21 protein-coding genes and 1 pseudogene are annotated in these 22,141 nt (G+C 63.0%); 12 read left to right on the forward strand and 10 right to left on the reverse strand.

Features of this window, described 5'->3' with window-relative positions; translation table 11 throughout:
- Positions 1–78: 78 nt before the first annotated feature.
- From AC3WUT_RS20855 to guaB, 3 genes and pseudogenes are all read right to left on the reverse strand, one after another.
- Positions 79–1,034, reverse strand: a pseudogene (locus AC3WUT_RS20855) (tyrosine-type recombinase/integrase); the annotation flags it as partial.
- A 306-nt stretch (positions 1,035–1,340) separates the two neighbouring features.
- On the reverse strand, positions 1,341–2,960 hold the full coding sequence (gene guaA / locus AC3WUT_RS20860) for a glutamine-hydrolyzing GMP synthase (RefSeq protein ID WP_492349010.1): 1,620 nt from the start codon (positions 2,958–2,960) through the stop codon (positions 1,341–1,343).
- A gap of 14 nt (positions 2,961–2,974) precedes the next feature.
- On the reverse strand, positions 2,975–4,444 hold the full coding sequence (gene guaB / locus AC3WUT_RS20865; RefSeq protein WP_492349011.1) for an IMP dehydrogenase: 1,470 nt from the start codon (positions 4,442–4,444) through the stop codon (positions 2,975–2,977).
- 116 nt (positions 4,445–4,560) lie between these two features.
- On the opposite strand from guaB, the gene AC3WUT_RS20870 reads away from it, so the two are divergent.
- Positions 4,561–5,085: a DUF4124 domain-containing protein gene (locus AC3WUT_RS20870; RefSeq protein ID WP_492349012.1), complete on the forward strand. Its 525-nt coding sequence runs from the start codon at positions 4,561–4,563 to the stop codon at positions 5,083–5,085.
- 42 nt (positions 5,086–5,127) lie between these two features.
- Here AC3WUT_RS20870 and AC3WUT_RS20875 read toward each other — a convergent pair whose 3' ends face one another.
- Together AC3WUT_RS20875 and AC3WUT_RS20880 are read right to left on the reverse strand one after the other, a co-directional pair.
- Entirely contained in the window at positions 5,128–5,484 is a 357-nt protein-coding gene (locus AC3WUT_RS20875) for an RnfH family protein (RefSeq protein ID WP_492349013.1), read from the reverse strand.
- A complete protein-coding gene (locus tag AC3WUT_RS20880) occupies positions 5,477–5,917 on the reverse strand; it encodes a type II toxin-antitoxin system RatA family toxin (RefSeq protein WP_492349014.1) in 441 nt (146 codons plus the stop codon). The genes AC3WUT_RS20875 and AC3WUT_RS20880 overlap by 8 nt, the downstream gene beginning before the upstream one ends.
- Before the next feature lie 179 nt (positions 5,918–6,096).
- Between AC3WUT_RS20880 and smpB the strand changes: the two genes are divergently transcribed.
- The 4 genes from smpB to AC3WUT_RS20900 all read left to right on the forward strand — a co-directional run bounded on the left by smpB (position 6,097) and on the right by AC3WUT_RS20900 (position 8,524).
- Positions 6,097–6,570 (forward strand): SsrA-binding protein SmpB, encoded by a 474-nt coding sequence (gene smpB / locus AC3WUT_RS20885; protein ID WP_492349015.1) that lies wholly within the window; start codon positions 6,097–6,099, stop codon positions 6,568–6,570.
- A 90-nt stretch (positions 6,571–6,660) separates the two neighbouring features.
- The gene (locus AC3WUT_RS20890; RefSeq protein WP_492349016.1) at positions 6,661–7,059 is read left to right on the forward strand and encodes a COG4315 family predicted lipoprotein; all 399 of its coding nucleotides are present in this window, start codon (positions 6,661–6,663) and stop codon (positions 7,057–7,059) included.
- Positions 7,060–7,071: 12 nt separating this feature from the next.
- Positions 7,072–7,641, forward strand: a complete 570-nt coding sequence (locus AC3WUT_RS20895; protein WP_492349017.1) for an RNA polymerase sigma factor — start codon at positions 7,072–7,074, stop codon at positions 7,639–7,641.
- Positions 7,642–7,663: 22 nt separating this feature from the next.
- Complete coding sequence (locus tag AC3WUT_RS20900) at positions 7,664–8,524, forward strand: anti-sigma factor family protein (protein ID WP_492349018.1); 861 nt, start codon at positions 7,664–7,666, stop codon at positions 8,522–8,524.
- 23 nt (positions 8,525–8,547) lie between these two features.
- Here AC3WUT_RS20900 and AC3WUT_RS20905 read toward each other — a convergent pair whose 3' ends face one another.
- From AC3WUT_RS20905 to AC3WUT_RS20915, 3 genes are all read right to left on the reverse strand, one after another.
- Positions 8,548–9,642 carry an enoyl-CoA hydratase/isomerase family protein gene (locus AC3WUT_RS20905; RefSeq protein ID WP_492349019.1) on the reverse strand — a complete coding sequence of 365 codons (1,095 nt, stop codon included), beginning with the start codon at positions 9,640–9,642 and terminating at the stop codon, positions 8,548–8,550.
- Positions 9,639–10,514 carry a DMT family transporter gene (locus tag AC3WUT_RS20910; protein ID WP_492349020.1) on the reverse strand — a complete coding sequence of 292 codons (876 nt, stop codon included), beginning with the start codon at positions 10,512–10,514 and terminating at the stop codon, positions 9,639–9,641. The genes AC3WUT_RS20905 and AC3WUT_RS20910 overlap by 4 nt, the downstream gene beginning before the upstream one ends.
- Before the next feature lie 187 nt (positions 10,515–10,701).
- Positions 10,702–12,042: an MFS transporter gene (locus AC3WUT_RS20915; RefSeq protein ID WP_492349021.1), complete on the reverse strand. Its 1,341-nt coding sequence runs from the start codon at positions 12,040–12,042 to the stop codon at positions 10,702–10,704.
- 169 nt (positions 12,043–12,211) lie between these two features.
- On the opposite strand from AC3WUT_RS20915, the gene cyoA reads away from it, so the two are divergent.
- The 7 genes from cyoA (at position 12,212) to AC3WUT_RS20950 (ending at position 19,060) form a co-directional block, all read left to right on the forward strand.
- Complete coding sequence (cyoA, locus tag AC3WUT_RS20920; protein WP_492349022.1) at positions 12,212–13,267, forward strand: ubiquinol oxidase subunit II; 1,056 nt, start codon at positions 12,212–12,214, stop codon at positions 13,265–13,267.
- 70 nt (positions 13,268–13,337) lie between these two features.
- Complete coding sequence (cyoB, locus tag AC3WUT_RS20925; protein WP_492349023.1) at positions 13,338–15,344, forward strand: cytochrome o ubiquinol oxidase subunit I; 2,007 nt, start codon at positions 13,338–13,340, stop codon at positions 15,342–15,344.
- Positions 15,337–15,984 carry a cytochrome o ubiquinol oxidase subunit III gene (gene cyoC, locus AC3WUT_RS20930; protein ID WP_492349024.1) on the forward strand — a complete coding sequence of 216 codons (648 nt, stop codon included), beginning with the start codon at positions 15,337–15,339 and terminating at the stop codon, positions 15,982–15,984. The genes cyoB and cyoC overlap by 8 nt, the downstream gene beginning before the upstream one ends.
- Positions 15,981–16,382, forward strand: a complete 402-nt coding sequence (cyoD, locus tag AC3WUT_RS20935; protein ID WP_492349025.1) for a cytochrome o ubiquinol oxidase subunit IV — start codon at positions 15,981–15,983, stop codon at positions 16,380–16,382. Before cyoC ends, cyoD begins: the two co-directional genes overlap by 4 nt.
- Positions 16,379–17,164 carry an SURF1 family protein gene (locus tag AC3WUT_RS20940; protein ID WP_492349026.1) on the forward strand — a complete coding sequence of 262 codons (786 nt, stop codon included), beginning with the start codon at positions 16,379–16,381 and terminating at the stop codon, positions 17,162–17,164. Before cyoD ends, AC3WUT_RS20940 begins: the two co-directional genes overlap by 4 nt.
- 65 nt (positions 17,165–17,229) lie before the next feature.
- The gene (locus AC3WUT_RS20945) at positions 17,230–18,534 is read left to right on the forward strand and encodes an ATP-binding protein (RefSeq protein WP_492349027.1); all 1,305 of its coding nucleotides are present in this window, start codon (positions 17,230–17,232) and stop codon (positions 18,532–18,534) included.
- On the forward strand, positions 18,524–19,060 hold the full coding sequence (locus tag AC3WUT_RS20950) for a response regulator transcription factor (RefSeq protein ID WP_492349028.1): 537 nt from the start codon (positions 18,524–18,526) through the stop codon (positions 19,058–19,060). Before AC3WUT_RS20945 ends, AC3WUT_RS20950 begins: the two co-directional genes overlap by 11 nt.
- Before the next feature lie 259 nt (positions 19,061–19,319).
- Here the strand turns inward: AC3WUT_RS20950 and typA are convergent, their stop codons facing one another.
- Positions 19,320–21,143, reverse strand: coding sequence for a translational GTPase TypA (typA, locus tag AC3WUT_RS20955; protein WP_492349029.1), 1,824 nt, complete (start codon positions 21,141–21,143; stop codon positions 19,320–19,322).
- Positions 21,140–22,141 (reverse strand): tRNA pseudouridine(55) synthase TruB, encoded by a 1,002-nt coding sequence (gene truB, locus AC3WUT_RS20960; protein WP_492349030.1) that lies wholly within the window; start codon positions 22,139–22,141, stop codon positions 21,140–21,142. Before truB ends, typA begins: the two co-directional genes overlap by 4 nt.

A 22,141-nucleotide genomic window follows, 5' to 3' on the forward strand; every position in this document is an offset into this window, starting at 1 on the left:
ATCCACCAAAAGTTGAGGTGGACACGAGACTCCTATGTGCCTAACGATTCCTCAAGATGGTCTGACTGGACGCTCACTGTACGTCAGCGTCAGCACCTGGTTAAGCGTGGCGCTGCTCATTGGCGCATCCGAGTCGTAGCGTGACGGCAGCACATAGTCCGATCCGCCGGCAAAGGTCTTCAGGGCAATGAAAATGTCGAGCGCCTGCCGGGATAGGAACACCAGGTGCGGGTTACGCCGCTTCATCCGCTCCTTGGGGATCGTCCACAGCGCCTCGCTGAAACTGATCTCGCTCCAGGTGGCGTTCGTTAATTCGCTCTTGCGAACCATCGTCAGCAATAGCAGCTTGGCCGCTGCCCGAATAGATGGTGTGGTGCCAATGCGCTCGATGTACTGGTACATCAGCGCGATCTCATCCGGCGTTAGCGCCCGGTCGCGCGGCTCGAACTTGGCAATGGTGGTCGGGCGCACTAGCTCTGCCGGGTTCTCGACCTTCTGGCCGCGCTCAATGGCCCAGCGGTAGACCTGCAGCACCACCTCGCGGGAATGTACTGCTGTGGCCGGTGCGCCGCGCTCCACGATGGCATCGGTCAACGCCCGCAGATCCTCGTGGGTGATTTCGACCAGCTTCTGGTTGCTGAATTTCGGCTTCAGCTCACGTTCATAGACCGCCCGGCGCATGTCACGGGTGGAGTCGGCCATCTGATACCCGCGTAGCCATTTCTCAGCCCACGCGCCAAAAGTCTCAGCATCCTTCACGCGGGCCTTGTCTCGCGCCTTCTCCTTCGCCGGCGACTTGCCGTTGGCGATCATCTTTTTGGCGTCCGCCAGCTGCTCGCGAGCTTCGGCCAGGGTGATCCCTCCGACGCCATAGCGTCCGAAGGTGATGGTCTCCTGCCGGCCGTTGATCGAGTAGTTGTAGCGAAAGGAGATCGCCCCCGCCGGGGTTACGGCCACATAGAGGCCATCGCGGTCGTTCACCTTGTAGAGTTGTCCTGCGCTTTCAGGCTGCGCAGCTTGGTATCAGTCAGCATGTTCTCGGTCCTAATCGGTCGCCGATACCATGCTCAAGACGACTCTCATTTTTGCCGTCTTTTCTATGTAGATCAATCACTTGCGTGATTTCAATACCATGTCAACCCGTAGCTTCATGGCATGGTATTGAAGTCAATCATGGCATCGATGACGCATAGTACCATTCAGAATGCCATGAAAAAAGTCTGCTTGGACGTGCCAGAAGGTGCCAGTCAGTGCCACTAAAAAAATGAAAAAAACCCGCGAAATCGCGGGCTTAGCGTTGTTTTAGTGCCTGGTGGTGCCAGCCATTGCCAAACGCGGGATCATTCCCACTCGATCGTCGCTGGCGGCTTGGAGCTCACGTCGTAGGTGACGCGGTTGATGCCACGCACCTCGTTGATGATTCGGCTGGAGACCTTCTTCAGCAACGCGTAGGGCAGCTCGGCCCAGTCAGCGGTCATGAAGTCGCTGGTCTGCACGGCGCGCAGGGCCACCACGTAGTCGTAGGTGCGGCCATCGCCCATCACGCCCACGCTCTTGACCGGCAGGAAGACGGTGAATGCCTGGCTGGTGAGGTCGTACCAGGTCTTGCCGGTGGCCTCGTCACGGAAGTTGCGCAGCTCTTCGATGAAGATGGCGTCGGCGCGGCGCAGCAGATCGGCGTATTCCTTCTTGACCTCGCCCAGGATGCGCACCCCCAGGCCGGGGCCTGGGAAGGGATGGCGGTAGACCATTTCGTGAGGCAGGCCCAGGGCGACGCCCAGCTCGCGCACTTCGTCCTTGAACAGCTCGCGCAGGGGCTCCAGCAGCTTCAGGCCCAGTTGCTCGGGCAGGCCGCCCACGTTGTGGTGGCTCTTGATGGTGACGGCCTTCTTGCTCTTGGCACCGCCCGACTCGATCACGTCGGGGTAGATGGTGCCCTGGGCCAGGAAGGTGGCGCCCTTGTGGCCGCCATTGCCGGCCTTGAGCTTGGCCGCTTCGGACTTGAAGACTTCGACAAACTCGCGACCAATGATCTTGCGCTTGGCTTCGGGCTCGCTGACGCCGGCCAATTGCCCCAGGAACAGGTCGGAGGCATCCACACGGATCACCTTGGCGTGGAGCTTGCCTTCAAACATCTCCATCACCATGTCGCCCTCGTTCAGGCGCAGCAGACCGTGGTCGACGAACACACAGGTCAGTTGGTCGCCGATGGCGCGGTGGATCAGCGCGGCGGCCACGCTGGAGTCCACGCCACCCGACAGGCCCAGGATCACCTCTTCGTCGCCCACCTGCTGGCGGATCTTTTCGACCGCCTCACTGATGTAGTCGCCCATGATCCAATCCGGCGAGACGCCGCAGATGCCCAGCACAAAGCGCTGCAACAAGGCCGGGCCTTGTTTGGTGTGCGTGACTTCGGGGTGGAACTGCACGGCGTAGAAGCGACGGTCTTCGTCGGCCATGCCGGCGATGGGGCAGCTGTCGGTGCTGGCCATGAGCTTGAAGCCCGGGGGCAGCTCGGTGACCTTGTCGCCGTGGCTCATCCACACGTCGAGCATGCCATGGCCTTCGTCGGTGACGAAGTCCTGGATGCCTTCGAGCAGACGGGTATGCCCGCGGGCGCGCACCGCGGCAAAGCCGAATTCACGCTTGTGGCCGCCTTCGACCTTGCCGCCCAACTGGTGCGCCATGGCTTGCATGCCATAGCAGATGCCCAACACCGGAATCCCCAGCTCGAACACGGCCTGAGGCGCCTTGTCGGTGGTTTCTTCATAGACGCTGGCATGGCTGCCGGACAGGATCACGCCCTTGAGCTGGCCATCGGCCGCGTATTGGCGAATCCACTCGTCAGACACGTCGCAGGGATGAACCTCGCAGAACACATGGGCTTCGCGCACGCGACGTGCGATCAGCTGGGTGACCTGGGAGCCGAAGTCGAGGATGAGGATTTTCTGGTGTTGCATCGCAGGGGCTTCGCTTACTCGGCGCGGTAGTTGGGCGCTTCTTTGGTGATCTGCACGTCGTGCACGTGGCTTTCGCGGATGCCGGCCGAGGTGATCTCGACGAATTCGGCATGCTCATGCATTTCGGCAATGGTGCCGCAACCGCAGTAGCCCATGGAGGCCCGGATGCCGCCCGCCATCTGGTACACGATGGAGACCATGGAGCCCTTGTAGGGCACACGGCCTTCGATGCCTTCGGGCACCAGCTTGTCGGCATTCGGGTTGCCGGTGCTGGACTCCTGGAAGTAGCGGTCGGCACTGCCTTGTTGCATGGCGCCGATGCTGCCCATGCCGCGGTAGCTCTTGTAGCTGCGGCCCTGGAACAGGATCACTTCGCCCGGGGCTTCTTCGGTGCCCGCAAACATGCCGCCCATCATCACGGTGGAGGCGCCTGCCGCCAAAGCCTTGGCGATGTCACCGCTGTAACGAATGCCACCGTCGCCGATCAGGGGCACACCGGTACCTTTCAGAGCACTGGCCACGTTGTCGATGGCCATGATCTGGGGCACACCCACGCCGGCCACGATGCGGGTCGTGCAGATCGAGCCGGGGCCGATACCGACCTTGACCGCATCGGCACCGGCTTCCACCAGGGCCAGCGCCGCAGCGCCGGTGGCGATGTTGCCGCCAATGACTTCGATCTGGGGGTAGTTCTGCTTGACCCAGCGCACGCGCTCGATCACACCCTTGCTATGGCCGTGGGCGGTGTCGACCACGATGGCATCGACGCCGGCCCGGACCAGGGCTTCAACGCGTTCTTCGGTGCCCTCACCCACGCCGACGGCAGCGCCCACCCGCAGACGGCCCGAGGGATCGCGTGCGGCATTGGGGAAGCTGGTCTGTTTGGTGATGTCTTTGACAGTGATCAGGCCCTTGAGCTCAAAGGCGTCGTTGACCACCATCAGGCGCTCCAGGCGGTGCTTGTTCAGCAGGGCCTTGGCCTCTTCGGCGGTGGCGCCCTCTTTGACCGTGATGAGTTTCTCGCGCGGCGTCATGATCTGCGAGACCTTGACGTCGTAGCGGGTTTCAAAACGCAGGTCACGGCCGGTCACGATGCCCACCACCTTGCCACCGTCGCACACCGGGAAACCCGAGATGCCCAGTTGCTCGGACAGCTGCATCACCTGCAGCACGGTGTGCTCCGGGGTGATGACCACCGGATCGCGCAACACGCCGGATTCGTAGCGCTTGACCTTGGCCACCTGAGCGGCCTGCTCTTGCGCAGTGAGGTTCTTGTGGACGATCCCGATGCCCCCTTCCTGGGCGATCGCGATCGCCAGGCGGGCTTCCGTCACCGTGTCCATGGCGGCAGACACCAAGGGCAGGTTCAGGGTAATGTTTCGGGTGAATTTCGTGGCGAGGGAAGTGTCCTTTGGCAGGACTTGGGAGTACGCTGGCACCAACAACACATCGTCGAAGGTGAGCGCTTTTCCGAGAAGGCGCATGTCAAAGCTCCAAAAGAAGGATTGTAGCCGTGTCGGGGACCCTTGACCGGCTGGCCCCTCACAACCTGCTTTTGGCGGACTGTCGCGGGACAATGGCCGCAGGATAAACTCAGGCCATGAGATCACTTTTGCTGCTGCTTTCTGCCGCCCTGCTGATGGCGGCGACCCCTGCTTTTGCCCAATGGATGTGGCTGGACAAGGATGGCCGCAAAGTGTTCAGCGATCGGGCCCCGCCACCCGAGGTGCCGGCCAAGAGCATCCTGAAGCAGCCTGGCATGCCGGCGCGTTCCGCAGGCGATGCCTCGGGGGGCAACGACGCGGCAAATGGCGCTCGCAGCGACACGCCGGACGCCCCCAAACCCGCCGCAACCCCTGGCAAGAGCAATCTGGACAAGGCCGTCGAAGAGCGCAAGCGCCAGGCCGAAGCGGCAGAAAACGAGAAAAAGAAAGCAGAAGAGGCACGCATTGCCAGCCAAAAGGCCGACAACTGCGCGCGGGCCCGCCAGAACATGGCCACCCTGCAATCAGGCATCCGACTGGCGCAGGTCAACGAAAACGGCGAGCGGGTCATTCTGGACGACAGTGCCCGCAACGCCGAAGTCACCCGTGCTCAGGCCACGATCGACTCGGATTGCCGCTGACTGGCTGGCACCCAGCGCCGGCAGCGGCGCGGCCAGCCCGCCTCAGGCGCCGTAACCGGCCGCAGCCCCTGGCCGGCGCCGGGCGAACAGACCGGTGCCCCGTGCACCTTGCTTGGCAAAGCGCTCGCGCCGTGCGACCTTGGGGTCGACCACCAGGGCGCGACACAGCTCGACCCGGTCACCCTCCCGCAGGGGCTGATCCCAGCCAGCCCGTCGCCCCCAGACACTGACGGTGTAGTGGTTCAGATCGATGCCCTCGCCGGCTTCCAGCCATCCCGAGGCACGAAGCGCCTGCATGACCGTGACGGGCGCAGGCAGCCTCAGTGCCTGCTCGAGCACCTGACGAGGCGCCGGGGCCATCGCCACGGTGAGGGTCAGCAACGGGGTGGACTCAGCCATACACCTGCTCAGCCCGTTTGACGAAAGCATCCACCAGGCTGCCGGCAATCTTGTCGAAAACCGGCCCGACCAGCGCGCCAAGCGCCTTGTTGGAAAAACCATAGCTCAGCACCAGCTCAACACGACAGGCGCGCTGCGTGCCATCACCCACCGGCAAAAATTGCCAGGTGCCTTCGAGCTTGGAAAAAGGCCCCTTCACCAGTTTCATGCCCACCTCGCGGCCTTCCACATGGGTGTTTTCAGTGACGAAGGTCTGACGGATGCCGCTGAAGGCGATGCCCACCTCGGCCGTCATACCGCCCTCTTGCTTGGCCAGGACCTGGGCGTGGTCGCACCAAGGCAGAAATTGGGGGTATTGCGCCACATCGGTGACCAGCTTGAACATTTCCTGCGGGCTGTACCAGATCAGGACGGACTTGTTGACGGTTTTCATGAATTTGCGGGCCAGCCCGCAACTCGGCGCCCCACAGGCACCGGGGCGCCTAAAATCTTGGGTTCAGGCGAAACGGATTGTAGTGAGTGGCTGCCGCCTTTTGGCCGCAAGCCGCGGCGATGGCAGGGTCGGGATGGCCCGGCTCTTTCAATCTCTTGTTGCCGCCCCATCTGGACACCATGGCGAAAAAACCCGAAACCTCTACCCGCATTGCCGACAACAAGAAGGCCGCGTTCAATTATTTCTTCGAAGAGCGCTTCGAGGCGGGCATGGTGCTGCAAGGCTGGGAGGTCAAGGCCGCCCGCGAAGGCAAAGTCCAGCTCACCGACGGCTATGTCGTGATCCGTGATGGCGAGCTGTATGTGCTGGGCTGCATGATCAACCCGCTGAGATCAGCCTCCACCCACGTCAGCCCGGACTCCATCCGCACCAAAAAGCTGCTGATGAAGAAAGACGAAATCAAGCGCCTGATCGGCAAGGTGGAACAAAAAGGCTACACCCTGGTGCCGATCAACCTGCATTGGAAGAACGGCAAGATCAAGTGCGAAGTGGCTCTGGCCAAGGGCAAGGCCGAGCACGACAAGCGCGACACCATCAAGGACCGCGAGGGCAAGCGTGAGGTGGAGCGGGCCATGAAGAGCCGCAACCGCTGACCCTGAAATTTTTTTTCAGCGTCACGGAATATTCCGGGCTCGCGACGTGTTCACCCACTTGCAGACCCCCTGCATACCCAGGAGAACACCATGACCCCCTTGAATTTTTCGCGTTCGGCGCTTGTCGCCACTCTGTTGGCCACTGCTTTGCTGGGCGGGTGCGCCTCGATGAGCTCGCCTCCCCTGCCCGCCACGGTGTCGGGCGATGCGCTGGTGGGCCCCAGCGGCATGACGCTTTACGTGTTTGACCGAGACACCGCCGGCTCAGGCAAATCGATGTGCAACGGTCCTTGCGCCACCAACTGGCCGCCTCTGAAGGCCAGCGCCACCGACAAGGCCCGCGGCGACTACAGCGTGCTCACCCGCGATGATGGCCAACTGCAGTGGGCCTTCAAAGGCAAGCCGCTGTACCACTGGGCCAAGGACAGCAAGCCGGGCGACCGCACGGGCGACGGTTTCAATCAGGTCTGGCACACGGCCCGCCCCTGATCGTCTCAAACCATGAATGCCACGGCGCTCAGCGAACACATTCCCCGCCTGCGGCGCTATGCCCGCTCGCTGACGGGTGACCGCTGGGCTGCCGACGATCTGGTGCAAGACACCCTGGAACGAGCCTGCAGCAAGTGGCGACTGTGGCTGCCCGGCACCGACCTGCGGGCTTGGTTGTTCACGCTGATGCACAACGTGTTCATCAACCAGTTGCGCCGGCCAGCCCTGCACATCGTGAGCGACAGCCCCGGGCAGGACGATCTGAGCGGCTCGGCGCTGGACCACGTGGCCGCCCCCGCCTCGGGCCATGAGCAGGCCATGGACTTGCAGCGCTGCCTGCTGCGGCTGCCACACGAGCAACGGGAAACCCTGCTGCTGGTCAGCCTGGAAGACCTCAGCTATGAACAGGTGGCGCACATCACCGGCGTGCCTGTGGGCACCGTGATGTCACGCCTGTCGCGCGGCCGGGCGCGACTGCGGGAATTGCTCGAAGCCCCGGCACGGCCCCAGGTCGCGGTACCAGCCCAGACGCCGGACACCACGGGCAAGGTGCACCCGATTGCCCGGCAACGGCCTCATTGAGGCCCCCACAGCCCATCCAGCCATGCCTGACAACACCCCACACCCCTCTCAGGGCCAGCCGCCGAACCTGCCGCCCGATGACGTTCTGCAGGCCTTGATCGACCAGCGCCTGGGCCCTGCCGATAGCGCCGCCGCCTGGCAGGCCCTGGCTCGCGAGCCGGCACGGACTGCCGAGGTGCAGGCCCAGCAGGCCGATCGGCTGGCCCTGCAGGCGCTGCATGCCGAGGTGCTTGAAGAACCCATCCCCACCGTGTTGCAGGCGACGCTCGAGCGCGCCGGCAGACGACAGCAGCACTGGCACAGCGCTGCCCGATGGTCTGCCATGGCCGCGGCCGTGTTGCTCACGTTTGGTGCAGGCTGGTGGAGCCGGGGCCTGCAAGCCCCTGGCCAGAACCTGGCGCTGGATCGCGCGCCTGGCCGCCAGTTCTCGGCGCAGGCCAGCGTGGCCCATGCGGTGTATGCCCCCGAACAGAAACACCCTGTGGAGGTGGATGCCAGCCAACAACAACATCTGGTGCAGTGGCTCTCCAAGCGGCTGGGACGCCCACTCAAACTGCCCGACCTGCAAACCAAAGGGTATGCCCTGGTCGGGGGCAGATTGCTGCCCGGCGACACCGGTGCGCGTGCCCAGTTCATGTACCAGAATGGGCAAGGGCATCGGCTCACGCTGTACCTGGGTGCCCTGCCCCCATCGCCCGCGCAGGGCACAGGGACAGGCCAAACTCAGGCCGGAGCGGCCCCGCTGGCGGGGTTCAGTTTCAGCCAGAAGGGGCCGGTGCCCTCTTTCTATTGGGTCGAGGGCGATTTCGGCTATGCCCTGCAGGCCGATCTGCCACGCCAAGTCTTGCTGGACCTGGCGTTGGCCGTCTACAAGCAGCTCTGAGGCCGCGTCAAAGACCTCGGGGCTCAGCCCTTCAGGTCACGCAAGGGGTGCTCGGACGCCGACCAGGGGCTGCTGAAGAACTGAGCCACCAGATCCGCAGGCACGTCTTCGACCCGGCTGGGGTTCCAGCGTGGCTGGTGGTCCTTGTCCACGGCCAGCGCACGGATGCCCTCCACCGTCTCGCTTTGGCCAGGGCGCAGGTGAAAGCAGCGGTGCACCATGTCTCGTTCCATGCGCAGGTCTTGCGCCAGGTCCAGGCTGCGGGCGCGCCGGATCTGCTCCAGCACCACATGCAGCATCAAAGGGGAACGCTTGCGCAAGGTGGCCGCCGTGTGACGGGCCCAGTCGTCGCCAGAAGCCGCCAGCGAGGCCACGATGGTGCTGGCATCCGCCAGGGCGAAATACTGGTCCACCGCAGCGCGGTGGGCTTGCTCTGCCGCAGGTGGCTGAACCCATTGGGTCTGCAAAAAGGCCTGCAGCGCCTCGGTCGTGGCCCATTCACCGCTGGCCAGGGCCTCCCACAGGCCGGCCTGCCGCTCTGCGGGCAGGTAGTGGTCTGCCAGCCCATATACCAAGGCGTCCGCGGCACCGATGGCATCCCCCGTCAAGGCCAGCCATTCGCCCACGCGGCCAGGGCAGCGCGACAGAAAGTAGCCGCCCCCCACGTCCGGGAACAGGCCGATGTTGGTCTCGGGCATGGCCATCTTGGTGCGCTCGGTCACGATGCGAACGCTGCCGCCCTGGCTGATGCCCATGCCACCGCCCATGACGATGCCATCCATGAAGGCGATGTAGGGCTTGGGGTAGGCATGGATCAGGTGGTTGAGCGCGTACTCTTCGGTGAAGAAGGCTTCCAGATCCGGATCAGCCGTTGTTCCGGCCTGGTGCAGAAAACGGATGTCGCCACCGGCACAGAACGCCCCGAAAGCGCCCTCCTTGTTGCAGCCACGGATCGCGACAGCCAGCACGGCCGGGTCTTGCGCCCAGGCCTGCAAGGCCACCGTCAGGTCACGCACCATGCCCAAAGAGAGCGCATTCAGCGCCCGAGGCCGGTTCAGCGTGATCAGGCCAATGCGGCCACGCACCTCGGTCACCACGTCGCCATTGAAAATACTCATGCGTTTTGCTCCTTCCAACCTAATAGTTCGTTGAATACCAGGGCCCCGATCACCAGAGCCCCGCCGGCCAGCACTTGCGGTGCGGGCCGCTCTCCGGCCCCAAGCCAGGCCAGCAGAATGCCGAAAATCACCTCCAGCAGGGCCAGCAAGGCCACCTCGGGGGCCTTCAGGACCCGCGCGCAGCGCACGGCCAGCACACAGGGAATCGCCAGCTGAACCACCCCCAGCAGGGCCAGCCAGCCCAGATCCGAGCCACTGGCCTGAAAGGGAAACGCCAGCGGCAAGGTGGTCAGGACCGAAATCAATGCGCCGATCAGCACGGAGGGCACCAGATCGATGGTGTGACCCTGGGCATGGGAGCGCTGAACGACGGTCCAATTGATCGAACCCGCCAGCGGCACACACAAAGCAACCAGGGTACCGACCCAGGGAGCATGGCCCAATTGGCTGCCATACATCCAGGCGATGCCCAGCCCGGCCACCACGATGGCCAGCCAGGTCCGGGTAGCGATGCGATGTCCCAGAAACACCCGCGCAATCAAGGCCGTGAACAAGGGCCCCAAGGCCATGGTGACCAGTACGTTGGCCACCGTGGTCAGCATGATGGCCACCATGAAGGCTGTGAACATCACACTCCAGCACACCCCCGATACCCACAGCGCCCGCCCACCATGGCGCATGTTGGCGTACACGGCGCGCCCCTGCACCAGAGGCAGGATCAACAACAAGGCCAGCACATTGAACAGGCTGCGCCAGAAGGTGACCTCAAAACTCTGGGCATGGTCGAGTTGACGCGTCACGACGCCTGCAATCGACCACATCAGGGTCACGGCCACCATCAGAATGACCGCTCGGGAATGGGAAAGTCGCATCACAAAGAAAGAAAAGCCGGGCCCCTCATGGGGCCCGGACAAGGGGACTGACCCGGCGCATCGGGCCAAATTGAATATTTTGCACGATCCTCAGCCCGACGCGCCGAGCGCGGGGCCCGTCTGCCGCCGTGCCACCCGGATTGGTGCCGGGGGCGGGGTCAGAGCCAGGATCGGGATCGGGCCGCGCTCAGTCGCGGATCTCCAGGGCGCGGTTCAAGCTCAGCGCAGCCAAGGTACCGATGGCGCCCGACAGCAAGTAGATTCCCACATAGGCCAGACCAAAATGGGCCGACAAGCCCAAAGCCACCAGCGGCGCAAAGCCAGCACCGACCAGCCAGGCCAGGTCAGAGGTCAACGCCGCCCCGGTGTAACGGAACTTGGCCGGGAAATTGGCGGTCACAGCACCAGCGGCCTGCCCATAAGAAAGCCCCAACAGCAAAAAGCCGGTCACGATGAAGGCATCCTGGCCCGATTGGCCACCCCCCATGAGGGTGGGCGCGGCGGCACTGAACAAGGCGATCAAGGCCGCCAGGGTCCCCAGTGTGGTACGGCGCCCAAAGCGGTCTGCAATCAGGCCCGACATCACCACCCCCCCGGCGGCGAGCACCGAGCCGAACATCTGCACCATGAGGAACTCACTGATGGAGCGGTTGGAATACAAGGTGATCCAGGACAGTGGAAATACCGTGACCAGGTGGAACAGCGCATAGCTGGCCAGGGCAGCCAGGGCGCCAATGATCAGGTTGCGGCCTTGCGAGCGCACCAGCTCGGTCACGCGGGTGGGTTGCAGTTCACGCTCTTCAAGAAGCCGGGCGTATTCATTGGTCGAGACCAGACGCAGGCGGGCAAACAGGGCCACCACGTTGATGGCGAATGCCACATAGAAGGGGTAACGCCAGCCCCACTCAAGAAAATCAGATGCCTCCAGGTTGCCCAGCAGGTAAGAGAACAGGCCCGCGGCGATGAAGAAGCCCAGCGGCGCGCCCAATTGCCCGAGCATCGCATACCAGCCCCGGCGCTCAGCCGGCGCGTTCAGCGCCAACAAGGAGGGCAGACCATCCCAGGAGCCCCCCAGGGCAATGCCTTGCGCCACCCGGAACACCGACAGCAGCACGATGGAAGCCATGCCCAACTGCGCATACGAGGGCAAAAAGGCCATGCCCGCCGTCGACAGCCCCAGCAGGAACAAGGCCAGGGTCAGTTTGGCCTCACGCCCCATGTGCCGCTGAATGGCCATGAACAGCACCGACCCCACCGGGCGGGCCACAAAGGCAAACGAGAACACCACAAACGAATACAGCGTACCTTCCAGCCGCCCCTCAAACGGAAAGAAGACGCTGGGAAAAACCAGCACCGACGCGATGGCATAGACGAAGAAATCGAAATACTCGGACGCTCGCCCGACAATCACGCCAACGGCGATCTCTCCGGGGGCGATGGGACTGCCGTGGGCGCCGTGGCCCTCGCGGCGGACTGCGTCCTGAGACGGCAGGTTTGCTTCGGCGCCAAGGCCGAGGGTATGAGTCATGCTGGACACCATAGTTTGCCTCTCAAATAGTTGTGCCATCCGCCCGGGCAGGCCCAAAGCGAACCCCCACCGACATTTGACCTGGGACAAAACGTCCAATCGCCAAAAACGGCAGGCAGCGCTAGATTACCGCACCCAATCTCCTTAGCACATACTGCTTTTCCCTGGCATGACCCTCCTCAAGCCCCTTCGGGGATTGCTGCCGCTGGCTGCAGTTCTCTTGACCGGTTGCAATACCGTGGTGATGAACCCTTCGGGGGACATCGCATCCCAGCAGGCCCACCTGATCGTGGTGTCCACCTTGCTGATGCTGCTGATCATCGTTCCGGTGATCGTGCTGACCTTGCTGTTCGCCTGGCGCTACCGCCAGAGCAACAAGGCAGCGGCCTACGAACCGGACTGGGATCACTCCACCCAGCTGGAGCTGGTGATCTGGGGTGCCCCGCTGTTGATCATCATCGCGCTGGGCCTGCTGACCTGGATCAGCACCCACACCCTGGATCCGTATCGCCCGCTGCATCGCCTGGATGCCCAGCGCGAGATGCCCTCGGACATCAAGCCCCTGACGGTGGAAGTGGTGGCACTGGACTGGAAATGGCTGTTCATCTACCCCGAGCAAGGCATTGCCACGGTGAACGAGCTGGCGGCGCCGGTGGACGTGCCGATCCAGTTCAAGATCACGGCCTCGACAGTGATGAACTCGTTCTACATCCCAGCCTTGGCCGGTCAGATTTACGCCATGCCGGGCATGCAGACCCAATTGCACGCCGTGATCAACCAGGCTGGCGAATTTGAAGGTTTCTCGGCCAACTACAGCGGCGCGGGCTTTTCGGGCATGCACTTCAAGTTCCACGGTCTGAGCGGTGCTGACTTCGAAAAATGGGTGCAGACCAACAAAAACACGGGCAGCACCCTGGGCCGCAACGAATACCTGAAGCTGGAGCAACCCAGCGAACGTGATCCCGTGCAGCGCTTTGCGAGCGTGGCGCCCGACCTTTACAACGCCATCCTGAACCGCTGTGTGGACAGCAGCAAGATGTGCATGAACGAGATGATGGCCATTGACGCCGCCGGCGGCATGGGCACCAACAACTTCAGCGTGGCCACCCGGGGCGAAGCCCAGGGCTGGAAGCAGCGCGGCGCACGTTACGTGAAGGCCGAGCTGTGCACCCCCAACGACCCCAGCAACCTGGAAGGGGCCTCCAGTGCCCCCACCGGCCTGTGACACGAGCTGCCACTGACGCCTGCGGCCAGACCGCGCACGGCTCCCCTACTCTTTCCCCGCGAGACTGACCATGCTCGAACATCTTGACCTGACGAAGCTTATTTTTGGCCGTCTCTCCTGGGACGCCATCCCGTTCCACGAACCCATTCTGCTGGCCACCTTCATCATGGTGGCGCTTGGCGGCCTGGCCGTGCTGGCCTTGCTGACCAAATTCCGCCTCTGGGGGCCCTTGTGGCGCGACTGGATCACCAGCATCGACCACAAACGCATCGGCATCATGTACATGATCTTGGGCGTGATCATGCTGCTGCGCGGCTTTGCCGACGCGCTGATGATGCGTGCGCAGCAGGCCCTGTCGTTTGGTGACGCCGCCGGCTTCCTGCCGCCGCACCACTACGACCAGGTGTTCACGGCCCACGGCGTGATCATGATCTTCTTCGTGGCCATGCCTTTCGTGACGGGCCTGATGAACTACATCGTGCCCATGCAGATCGGCGCGCGCGACGTGTCCTTCCCCTTCCTGAACAACTTCAGCTTCTGGATGACCACCTTCGGCGCCGTGCTGGTGATGGCTTCGCTGTTTGTGGGCGAATTCGCCCGCACCGGCTGGCTGGCCTACCCGCCGCTGTCGGGCATCCTGGGCAGCCCGGACGTGGGGGTGGATTACTACATCTGGTCCCTGCAGATCGCGGGGGTGGGCACGCTGCTCTCGGGGGTCAACCTGATCGCCACGATCGTGAAAATGCGCGCACCCGGCATGACGCTGATGAAGATGCCGGTGTTCACCTGGACCGCCCTGTGCACCAACGTGTTGATCGTCGCAGCCTTCCCGGTGCTGACCGCCGTGCTGGCCCTGCTGTCGCTGGACCGCTATGTCGGCACCAATTTCTTCAGCAACGACCTCGGCGGCAACGCCATGATGTACGTGAACCTGATCTGGATCTGGGGTCACCCTGAGGTCTACATTCTGGTACTGCCTTGCTTCGGCGTGTATTCCGAAATCGTCTCGACCTTCTGCGGCAAGCGCCTCTTCGGCTACACCTCGATGGTCTACGCCACCGTGGTGATCACCATCCTGTCTTACCTGGTGTGGCTGCACCACTTCTTCACCATGGGCTCTGGGGCGAGTGTGAACTCGTTCTTCGGCATCACCACCATGATCATCTCGATCCCGACAGGGGCCAAGATCTTCAACTGGCTGTTCACCATGTACAAGGGTCGCATCCGCTTCGAGGTGCCCATGCTGTGGACCATCGGTTTCATGGTGACCTTTGTGATCGGCGGCATGACAGGCGTCTTGCTGGCCGTGCCCCCGGCCGACTTCGTGCTGCACAACTCGCTGTTCCTGATCGCCCACTTCCACAACGTGATCATCGGCGGCGTGGTGTTTGCCGTGTTTGCCGCCATCAACTTCTGGTTCCCCAAGGCCTTTGGGTACAAACTGGACTCGTTCTGGGGCAAGTGCTCGTTCTGGTTCTGGCTGGTCGGCTTCTACCTGGCCTTCATGCCGCTGTACGTGCTGGGCCTGATGGGCGTGACCCGTCGTCTGAGCCACTTCGAAGACCCGTCGCTGCAGATCTGGTTCCAGGTGGCCGCCTTCGGTGCCGTGTTGATTGCCCTGGGCATCGGCAGCTTCATCATCCAGCTGGTGGTCAGCTACCTGCGCCGCGAACAACTGCGCGACACCACGGGTGACCCATGGAATGCCCGTACCCTGGAATGGTCCACTTCGTCGCCGCCGCCCGACTACAACTTTGCCTTCACCCCCGTGGTGCATGACAACGATGCCTGGGACGACATGAAGAAAAACGGCTACCAGCGTCCGCAGCAGGGCTTTGTGGCCATCCACATGCCCAAGAACACGGCCGCCGGCTTCGTGATCGCTGCGCTGAGTGCCGCCACGGCCTTCGGCCTGATCTGGCAGATGTGGTTGCTGGTCGGTCTGGGCTTTGTGGCCACACTGGCTGCCATCATCGTCCACACCTTCAACTACAAGCGCGACTACTACATCCCGGCCGAAGAGGTCGTGCGTGTTGAAGCCGCCCGTACCCGCCAACTGGCCACCGCCCATGTCTAAGTCACACACCGCCTCTGCCGGCCTGGCCGGCGCATCGGCGGGCTCGAACCCGAGCTCGCGCTACTACGTGCTGGAACACCATCCGGAAAACGGCACGCTGCTGGGCTTCTGGCTCTACCTGATGAGCGATTGCCTCATCTTTGCCTGCCTGTTTGCCACCTACGCCGTGTTGGGGCGCAGCTATGCGGCCGGCCCCTCGGGCGCCGAGCTGTTCGACCTGCCCCTGGTGGCGGTCAACACCTCGCTGCTGCTGCTGTCGTCCATCACCTATGGCTTTGCCATGCTGGAAATGCAGAAGAAGCGCCTGAACAGCACCATCGCCTGGCTGCTGGTCACCGGCGTGTTGGGCGCGGGCTTCATCAGCCTGGAGCTGTATGAATTTGCCCACCTGATCCACGAAGGTGCCGGCCCGCAGCGCAGTGCCTTCCTGTCCTCCTTCTTCACGCTGGTGGGCACCCACGGCCTGCACGTCAGCTTCGGTCTGGTGTGGCTGGTGACGCTGGTGTTCCAGCTGAAGCAGCACGGCCTCAACGCCGCCAACCGCCGCCGTCTGCAATGTCTGTCGATGTTCTGGCACTTCTTGGACGTTGTCTGGATCGGCGTTTTCACCTTCGTTTACCTGATGGGAGTTCTGCCATGAGCGCACACCACCACGACCACGCCGATCATGGCCATGGTCACGACGACCACGATGAGCATGGCGGCCACGACCATGGCAGTCTGAAGAGCTACGCCACGGGTTTCATCCTGTCGGTGATCCTGACCGCCATCCCGTTCTGGCTGGTGATGGGCAAGACCTTCGGCAGCTCCAGCACCACCGCCATGGTGATCCTGGGCTTTGCCGCCGTGCAGATTGTGGTTCACATGGTGTACTTCCTGCACATGAACACCCGTTCCGAAGGCGGCTGGTCCATGCTGGCCCTGATCTTCACCACCATGCTGGTGGTGATCACACTGGCCGGTTCGCTCTGGGTGATGTTCCACCTGAACCACAACATGATGCCGACCTCGGCACATGAGATGCGCAACCTGCCATGAGCCTGACGGCAACCCCCCAATCAACGGCAGAACCACGACAGCGCTCTCGCGCACTGCACGTGGCCCTGCTGTTGGCCGGGGTGTTGCTGATGGTCTTGTTTCTGGCCCTGGGCTCCTGGCAGGTGCAACGCCTGGGCTGGAAGCTGGACCTGATCGAGCGCGTCGAACAACGCGTGCACGCCCCAGCCACACCGGCCCCCGGCCCGGGCCAATGGCCCCAAATCACGGCCCGCAGCGATGAGTACCGCCACGTCAGCCTGCGCGGGCACTTGCTTTCAGACAAGACGAGCCTGGTACAGGCCTCGACCGTGCGCGGTGCCGGCTTCTGGGTGTTGACCCCCTTGCGCACCTCGGCTGGCGAGGTGGTGTTCATCAACCGTGGCTTTGTAGAGCACCGGGCGCCCGTGGCTGACCCCGTGACGAGCGAGATCGAGATTCAGGGCCTGTTGCGGCTGAGCGAGCCTGGAGGCGGCTTCCTGCGTCACAACGATCCCGCCGAACAACGTTGGTACTCACGCGATGTGCAGGCTCTGGCCCAGATCCACGGCCTGAGCACGGTGGCGCCCTATTTCATCGATGCCGACGCAGGTGCCGGCGATCTGGGACAATCCGGCGCAAACGAAGATGCCAAGGCCGGTCAGCCCCAACGCCCCGTGGGGGGCCTGACCGTCGTGAATTTCACCAACAACCACTTGGTGTATGCGCTGACCTGGTATGCCCTGGCCGTGATGGTGGCCGGTGCCCTGGTCTATGCCTGGCGCCAAAAGCACGCCACAGCCTGACCGTCCGCCGCGCCCGTGGTGTGGCGGGCCGAATGAACCGCCTCCCAACCCCTGATGCGCAGCCCATGACAAGCAAAGAGCAATCCCGGCTGGACCACCTGACCGGACACCGCAACATGTTGCTGCTGATCCAGCTGCGCTGGTTTGCAGTGATGGGCCAGATTGCCACCATTGCCGTCGCCAAGCTCATGCTGGACATCCATCTGCCCATGCCGCAGATGGTGGAGGTGCTGGCCTGCCTGATCGGTTTCAACATCGCCAGCCACCTGCGCTGGCATGAACAGCGCGAGGTGGGCAACCATGAGCTGTTGCTGGCCCTGAGCGTGGATGTGGCCGTGCTCACCTTGCAGCTGTACCTGAGCGGCGGTACCACCAACCCGTTTGTCTTTCTTTACCTGCTGCAAATCGCCCTGTGCGCCATGCTGCTCGAGGCTTGGTCGACCTGGGCGATGGTGGTGGTGTGCACGCTGTGTGTGGCGGGCCTGGCCTTGTTGGCCCGTCCACTGGACTTGCCCCTGGACCATGACCGGGGCTTGGCGAGCTTCTACGTGTTGGGCCTGCTGCTGTGCTTCATGTTGAATGCCGCCCTGTTGGTGGTCTTCATGACCCGCATTCAGGACAACCTGCGCCTGCGCGATGCCCGACTGGCCAACCTGAGACAGCAAGCCGCCGAGCAGGAGCACATCATTCGCATGGGCTTGCTGGCCTCGGGAGCGGCCCATGAACTGGGAACACCCCTGTCGACCCTGGCGGTGATCCTCGGAGATTGGCGGCGCATGCCCTTGTTCCGCCAGAACCCTGACCTGCTGGATGAGCTGACCGACATGCAGGGAGAGTTGGCGCGCTGCAAATCCATCGTCACCGGCATCCTGATGTCGGCTGGTGAGGCACGCGGTGAGGGGGCCGAACGCAGCACCTTGCAGGCCTTTCTCGAACAGGTGGTGACGCAATGGCGCGGTACCCGCGAACTGGGCCAGTTCGAGTTTGAAATGAAGCTGAAGACCGACCTGCCGTTGGCGGCCGACACCACCTTGCGCCAGATGATCTGCAATGTGCTGGACAACGCCCAGGAGGCCTCACCCGGCTGGGTCAAGGTGAGCGCGCAGAGCGACGACGACTGGCTGACCCTGCAGGTGTCAGACCGAGGCGCGGGATTTGCAGTGGAGGTTCTGCGCCAGATTGGCAAACCTTACCAGTCCACCAAAGGGCGCCAGGGCGGTGGATTGGGGCTGTTTCTGGTCTTCAACGTGGCCCGTACCCTGGGCGGCTCGGTGCGGGCCGAAAATCGCCCTGACGGGGGTGCGGTTGTCACCCTGAGATTGCCTTTGCGGGCCATCACACTCGACGACAATAGCGGCCATGGAAGCTGAACGTCTGCTGTTGATCGTTGAAGACGATGCCGCTTTTGCGCGCACCCTGGGCCGATCGTTCGAACGCCGTGGCTATCGCACCTTGCACGCCAGCACCCTGCACGACATGCAGGCCCTGCTGCAAGAACACCAGCCGGCTTATGCCGTGATCGACCTCAAACTCAACGGAGATGCCACTGGCCTGGCCTGCGTGCAGCAACTGCACCAGAAAGTGCCTGAGGCCTTGATCGTGGTACTGACCGGTTTTGCCAGCATTGCCACCGCGGTAGAAGCCATCAAGCTGGGCGCATGCCACTACCTGGCCAAGCCCTCCAATACCGACGACATCGAAGCCGCTTTTGGCCATGTGGCTGGCAGCACCGAGGTCGAACTGACCAACCGCTCCACCTCGATCAAAACGCTCGAATGGGAGCGCATCCACGAAACCCTGGCCGAGACGGGCTTCAACATCTCCGAAACGGCGCGCCGCCTGGGCATGCACCGCCGCACCCTGGCCCGCAAGCTGGAGAAGCAGCGGGTCAAGTGAGCAGCGTCGAAGCCATGGCTTCTGATGAGCTGTTTTAGCCCCCCGCCCAGCCTCGGGCGTTTCCCCAACGGACTCGCCCCTTGATCAAGCCCGTGTCGAGGTAGCCGACCACCCCGAGCCGATATCGGCCCATCCGAGAAACGCACACCTCACCAGGTCGGCATCCGCTCCAAAAACAAAAAAGGGGGCCCAAAGCCCCCTTCTCTCTTCACAACCCCGCCTGCGTCACATGAACACAGGCGGGGCTGAGTCAGCCACCTCAAGCGCGGCTGGCGCGCTTGCGGTCCTGTTCCTTCAGGTGGCGCTTGCGCAGACGCACCGACTTGGGCGTGATTTCGACCAGTTCGTCGTCCTCGATGAATTCAACGCCGTATTCCAGCGTGAGTTCGATCGGGGGCGTGATCTTGATGGCGTCTTCCTTGCCGCTCACGCGGAAGTTGGTCAACTGCTTGGTGCGGGTGGCATTGACCACCAGATCGTTGTCGCGGCTGTGGATACCGACGATCATGCCTTCGTACACCGGGTCGTTGGCCTTCACAAACATGCGGCCACGGTCGTCCAGCTTGCCCAGGGCGTAGGTGAAAATTTCACCATCGTCCATGGAGATCAGCACGCCGTTCTTACGGCCACCGATTTCACCCTTGTGGGGTTCGTAGCTGTCGAAGATGTTGCTGATCAGGCCAGAACCGCGTGTCAGGTTCAGGAACTCGTTGGTGAAACCGATCAGGCCACGGGCCGGGATGCGGTATTCCAGGCGGACGCGACCACGGCCATCGGGTTCCATGTTGACCAGCTCGCCCTTGCGCTCGCCCAGGGCTTGCATCACGCCACCTTGGTGGCCCTCTTCGATGTCGGCCGTCACCATCTCGATCGGCTCGTAGCGCACACCGTCGATGTCGCGGAACACCACACGCGGCTTGGACACGGCCATTTCATAGCCTTCGCGACGCATGTTTTCCAGCAGAATGGTCAAGTGCAGTTCGCCGCGACCCATGACTTCAAAGATACCTTCTTCGTCGGTTTCCTTCACGCGCAGGGCCACGTTGTGTTGCAGTTCCTTTTGCAGGCGGTCCCAGATCTGACGGCTGGTCACGAACTTGCCTTCACGGCCGGCCAGCGGCGAGGTGTTGACGCAGAAGTTCATGGTCAGGGTCGGTTCGTCAACCTTCAGCATGGGCAGCGGAGCCGGGTTGTTCACGTCGGTCACGGTGACGCCGATACCGATGTCGGCAATGCCGTTGATCAGCACGATTTCGCCCGGGCCGGCTTCAGTGGACTGGACGCGGTCCAGGCCCTGGAAGGTCAGCACCTGGTTGACGCGGCCCTTGACGGCCTTGCCGTCCGGACCTTCCATGACCAGCACGTCGCTCATGGGCTTGAGCGTGCCTTGGCTGATGCGGCCCACACCGATGCGACCCACAAAGGTGGAGAAGTCCAATGCCGAGATTTGCAGTTGCAGAGGAGCGTTCGGGTCACCCTTTTGCGACGGAACGTGCTTCAGGATGGTGTTGAACAGGGCCGACATGTCGGGGCCCCATTGTTCGCCCGGAACGCCTTCTTCCAGCGAGGTCCAACCATTGATGCCCGAGGCGTACACCACGGGGAAGTCCAGTTGTTCGTCGGTCGCGCCCAGCTTGTCGAACAGATCGAAAGCAGCGTTGACGACCTTGTCCGGGTTGGCGCCGGGCTTGTCGACCTTGTTCACCACCAGGATCGGGCGCAGGCCCAGGGCCAGGGCCTTCTTGGTCACGAAACGGGTTTGCGGCATCGGGCCTTCCTGGGCGTCGATCAGCAGCACCACACCGTCCACCATCGACAGGGCACGTTCGACTTCGCCGCCGAAGTCCGCGTGGCCCGGGGTGTCGACGATGTTGATGTGGGTGCCTTCCCAGCTCACGGCGCAGTTCTTGGCCAGAATCGTGATGCCACGTTCTTTTTCGATGGCGTTGTTGTCCATCACGGTGTCCACGATTTTCTCGTGTTCCGCGAAGGTGCCCGACTGACGCAGCAGTTGGTCAACCATGGTGGTTTTGCCATGGTCAACGTGGGCAATGATGGCGATGTTTCGAATTTGTTTGCTCATTTCGTTTCCTCAGTACGGTTGCCTTCGCTTCCGTGGGTTCGTTCCATGTTTTCAAGAATCTGTTGGATCTCGATGGGGCTCAACAGCCGCTCCGGGATCAGCTCACCGGCCAACGTGTGGCCCACCCCCAGCAAAGCGGGCGGTTCATCACCGAACACCGCCACGGCCTGGGCATCAGCCCAGGCGCCTCGGCGGCGCATGCCGCTCAGAAATCGCCCCGCATTCTGACTGTCCAGCGTGACGCGGGTGTGATGCGTCAGCAAGGTCTGTACCGGCATCAGGCTGGCCAGGCGCTCGCCTTCGGGCAGAGCCTCCAGCGCTTCCAGGCTGACGCACTGGCCTTGGTCGAAGTCACCCGTCACGGTGCGGCGCAAGGACACGAGGTAGGCCCCGCAACCCAGCGCTTCGCCAATGTCTTCGCCCAGGGTACGGATATAAGTGCCCTTGCTGCAACGGACCTCGATGCGCACCGCAGGAAACCCCTGCTCTGCCGAAACGTCTGTCAGTTGCAGCTCAAAAATGGTCACATCCCGCGCCGGGCGCTCGACATCAATGCCCTCGCGGGCATATTCGTACAAAGCCTTGCCGTCTTTCTTCAGGGCGCTGTGCATGGGCGGCACCTGACGGATCGGCCCCAGAAAGCGTTGGCGGACTGCCGCCAGTGACACCGGGCTGAGGCAGGCGGGATCGACCTCACGGGTCTCGATGATCTCGCCCTCACGGTCGCCCGTGCTGCTGCGCTGACCCAGGCGGGCCACCGCCACATAGGTCTTGTCGGCGTCCAGATGGAGTTGGCTGAACTTGGTGGCGGCACCAAAGCACAGCGGCAGCACCCCAGTGGCCAAAGGATCTAGCGTGCCGGTGTGGCCCGCTTTTTCGGCCCGCAGCAGCCATTTGGCCTTCTGCAAGGCATTGTTGCTCGAGAGTCCGAGCGGTTTGTCGAGCAACAACACCCCATGCACAGGGCGCCGTTGCACCCTTGTGCGTGGCGCGTTCAT

The sequence above is a fragment of the Curvibacter sp. EU05-FHT14A10 genome (assembly GCF_058791075.1).

What these genes read in the sequence shown, in the direction of transcription:
- guaA (WP_492349010.1), bottom strand. Translation starts at nt 2,960, where the DNA reads ATGCAACACCAGAAAATCCTCATCCTCGACTTCGGCTCCCAGGTCACC.
- guaB (WP_492349011.1), bottom strand. Translation starts at nt 4,444, where the DNA reads ATGCGCCTTCTCGGAAAAGCGCTCACCTTCGACGATGTGTTGTTGGTG.
- AC3WUT_RS20870 (WP_492349012.1), top strand. Translation starts at nt 4,561, where the DNA reads ATGAGATCACTTTTGCTGCTGCTTTCTGCCGCCCTGCTGATGGCGGCG.
- AC3WUT_RS20875 (WP_492349013.1), bottom strand. Translation starts at nt 5,484, where the DNA reads ATGGCTGAGTCCACCCCGTTGCTGACCCTCACCGTGGCGATGGCCCCG.
- AC3WUT_RS20880 (WP_492349014.1), bottom strand. Translation starts at nt 5,917, where the DNA reads ATGAAAACCGTCAACAAGTCCGTCCTGATCTGGTACAGCCCGCAGGAA.
- smpB (WP_492349015.1), top strand. Translation starts at nt 6,097, where the DNA reads ATGGCGAAAAAACCCGAAACCTCTACCCGCATTGCCGACAACAAGAAG.
- AC3WUT_RS20890 (WP_492349016.1), top strand. Translation starts at nt 6,661, where the DNA reads ATGACCCCCTTGAATTTTTCGCGTTCGGCGCTTGTCGCCACTCTGTTG.
- AC3WUT_RS20895 (WP_492349017.1), top strand. Translation starts at nt 7,072, where the DNA reads ATGAATGCCACGGCGCTCAGCGAACACATTCCCCGCCTGCGGCGCTAT.
- AC3WUT_RS20900 (WP_492349018.1), top strand. Translation starts at nt 7,664, where the DNA reads ATGCCTGACAACACCCCACACCCCTCTCAGGGCCAGCCGCCGAACCTG.
- AC3WUT_RS20905 (WP_492349019.1), bottom strand. Translation starts at nt 9,642, where the DNA reads ATGAGTATTTTCAATGGCGACGTGGTGACCGAGGTGCGTGGCCGCATT.
- AC3WUT_RS20910 (WP_492349020.1), bottom strand. Translation starts at nt 10,514, where the DNA reads ATGCGACTTTCCCATTCCCGAGCGGTCATTCTGATGGTGGCCGTGACC.
- AC3WUT_RS20915 (WP_492349021.1), bottom strand. Translation starts at nt 12,042, where the DNA reads ATGACTCATACCCTCGGCCTTGGCGCCGAAGCAAACCTGCCGTCTCAG.
- cyoA (WP_492349022.1), top strand. Translation starts at nt 12,212, where the DNA reads ATGACCCTCCTCAAGCCCCTTCGGGGATTGCTGCCGCTGGCTGCAGTT.
- cyoB (WP_492349023.1), top strand. Translation starts at nt 13,338, where the DNA reads ATGCTCGAACATCTTGACCTGACGAAGCTTATTTTTGGCCGTCTCTCC.
- cyoC (WP_492349024.1), top strand. Translation starts at nt 15,337, where the DNA reads ATGTCTAAGTCACACACCGCCTCTGCCGGCCTGGCCGGCGCATCGGCG.
- cyoD (WP_492349025.1), top strand. Translation starts at nt 15,981, where the DNA reads ATGAGCGCACACCACCACGACCACGCCGATCATGGCCATGGTCACGAC.
- AC3WUT_RS20940 (WP_492349026.1), top strand. Translation starts at nt 16,379, where the DNA reads ATGAGCCTGACGGCAACCCCCCAATCAACGGCAGAACCACGACAGCGC.
- AC3WUT_RS20945 (WP_492349027.1), top strand. Translation starts at nt 17,230, where the DNA reads ATGACAAGCAAAGAGCAATCCCGGCTGGACCACCTGACCGGACACCGC.
- AC3WUT_RS20950 (WP_492349028.1), top strand. Translation starts at nt 18,524, where the DNA reads ATGGAAGCTGAACGTCTGCTGTTGATCGTTGAAGACGATGCCGCTTTT.
- typA (WP_492349029.1), bottom strand. Translation starts at nt 21,143, where the DNA reads ATGAGCAAACAAATTCGAAACATCGCCATCATTGCCCACGTTGACCAT.
- truB (WP_492349030.1), bottom strand. Translation starts at nt 22,141, where the DNA reads ATGAACGCGCCACGCACAAGGGTGCAACGGCGCCCTGTGCATGGGGTG.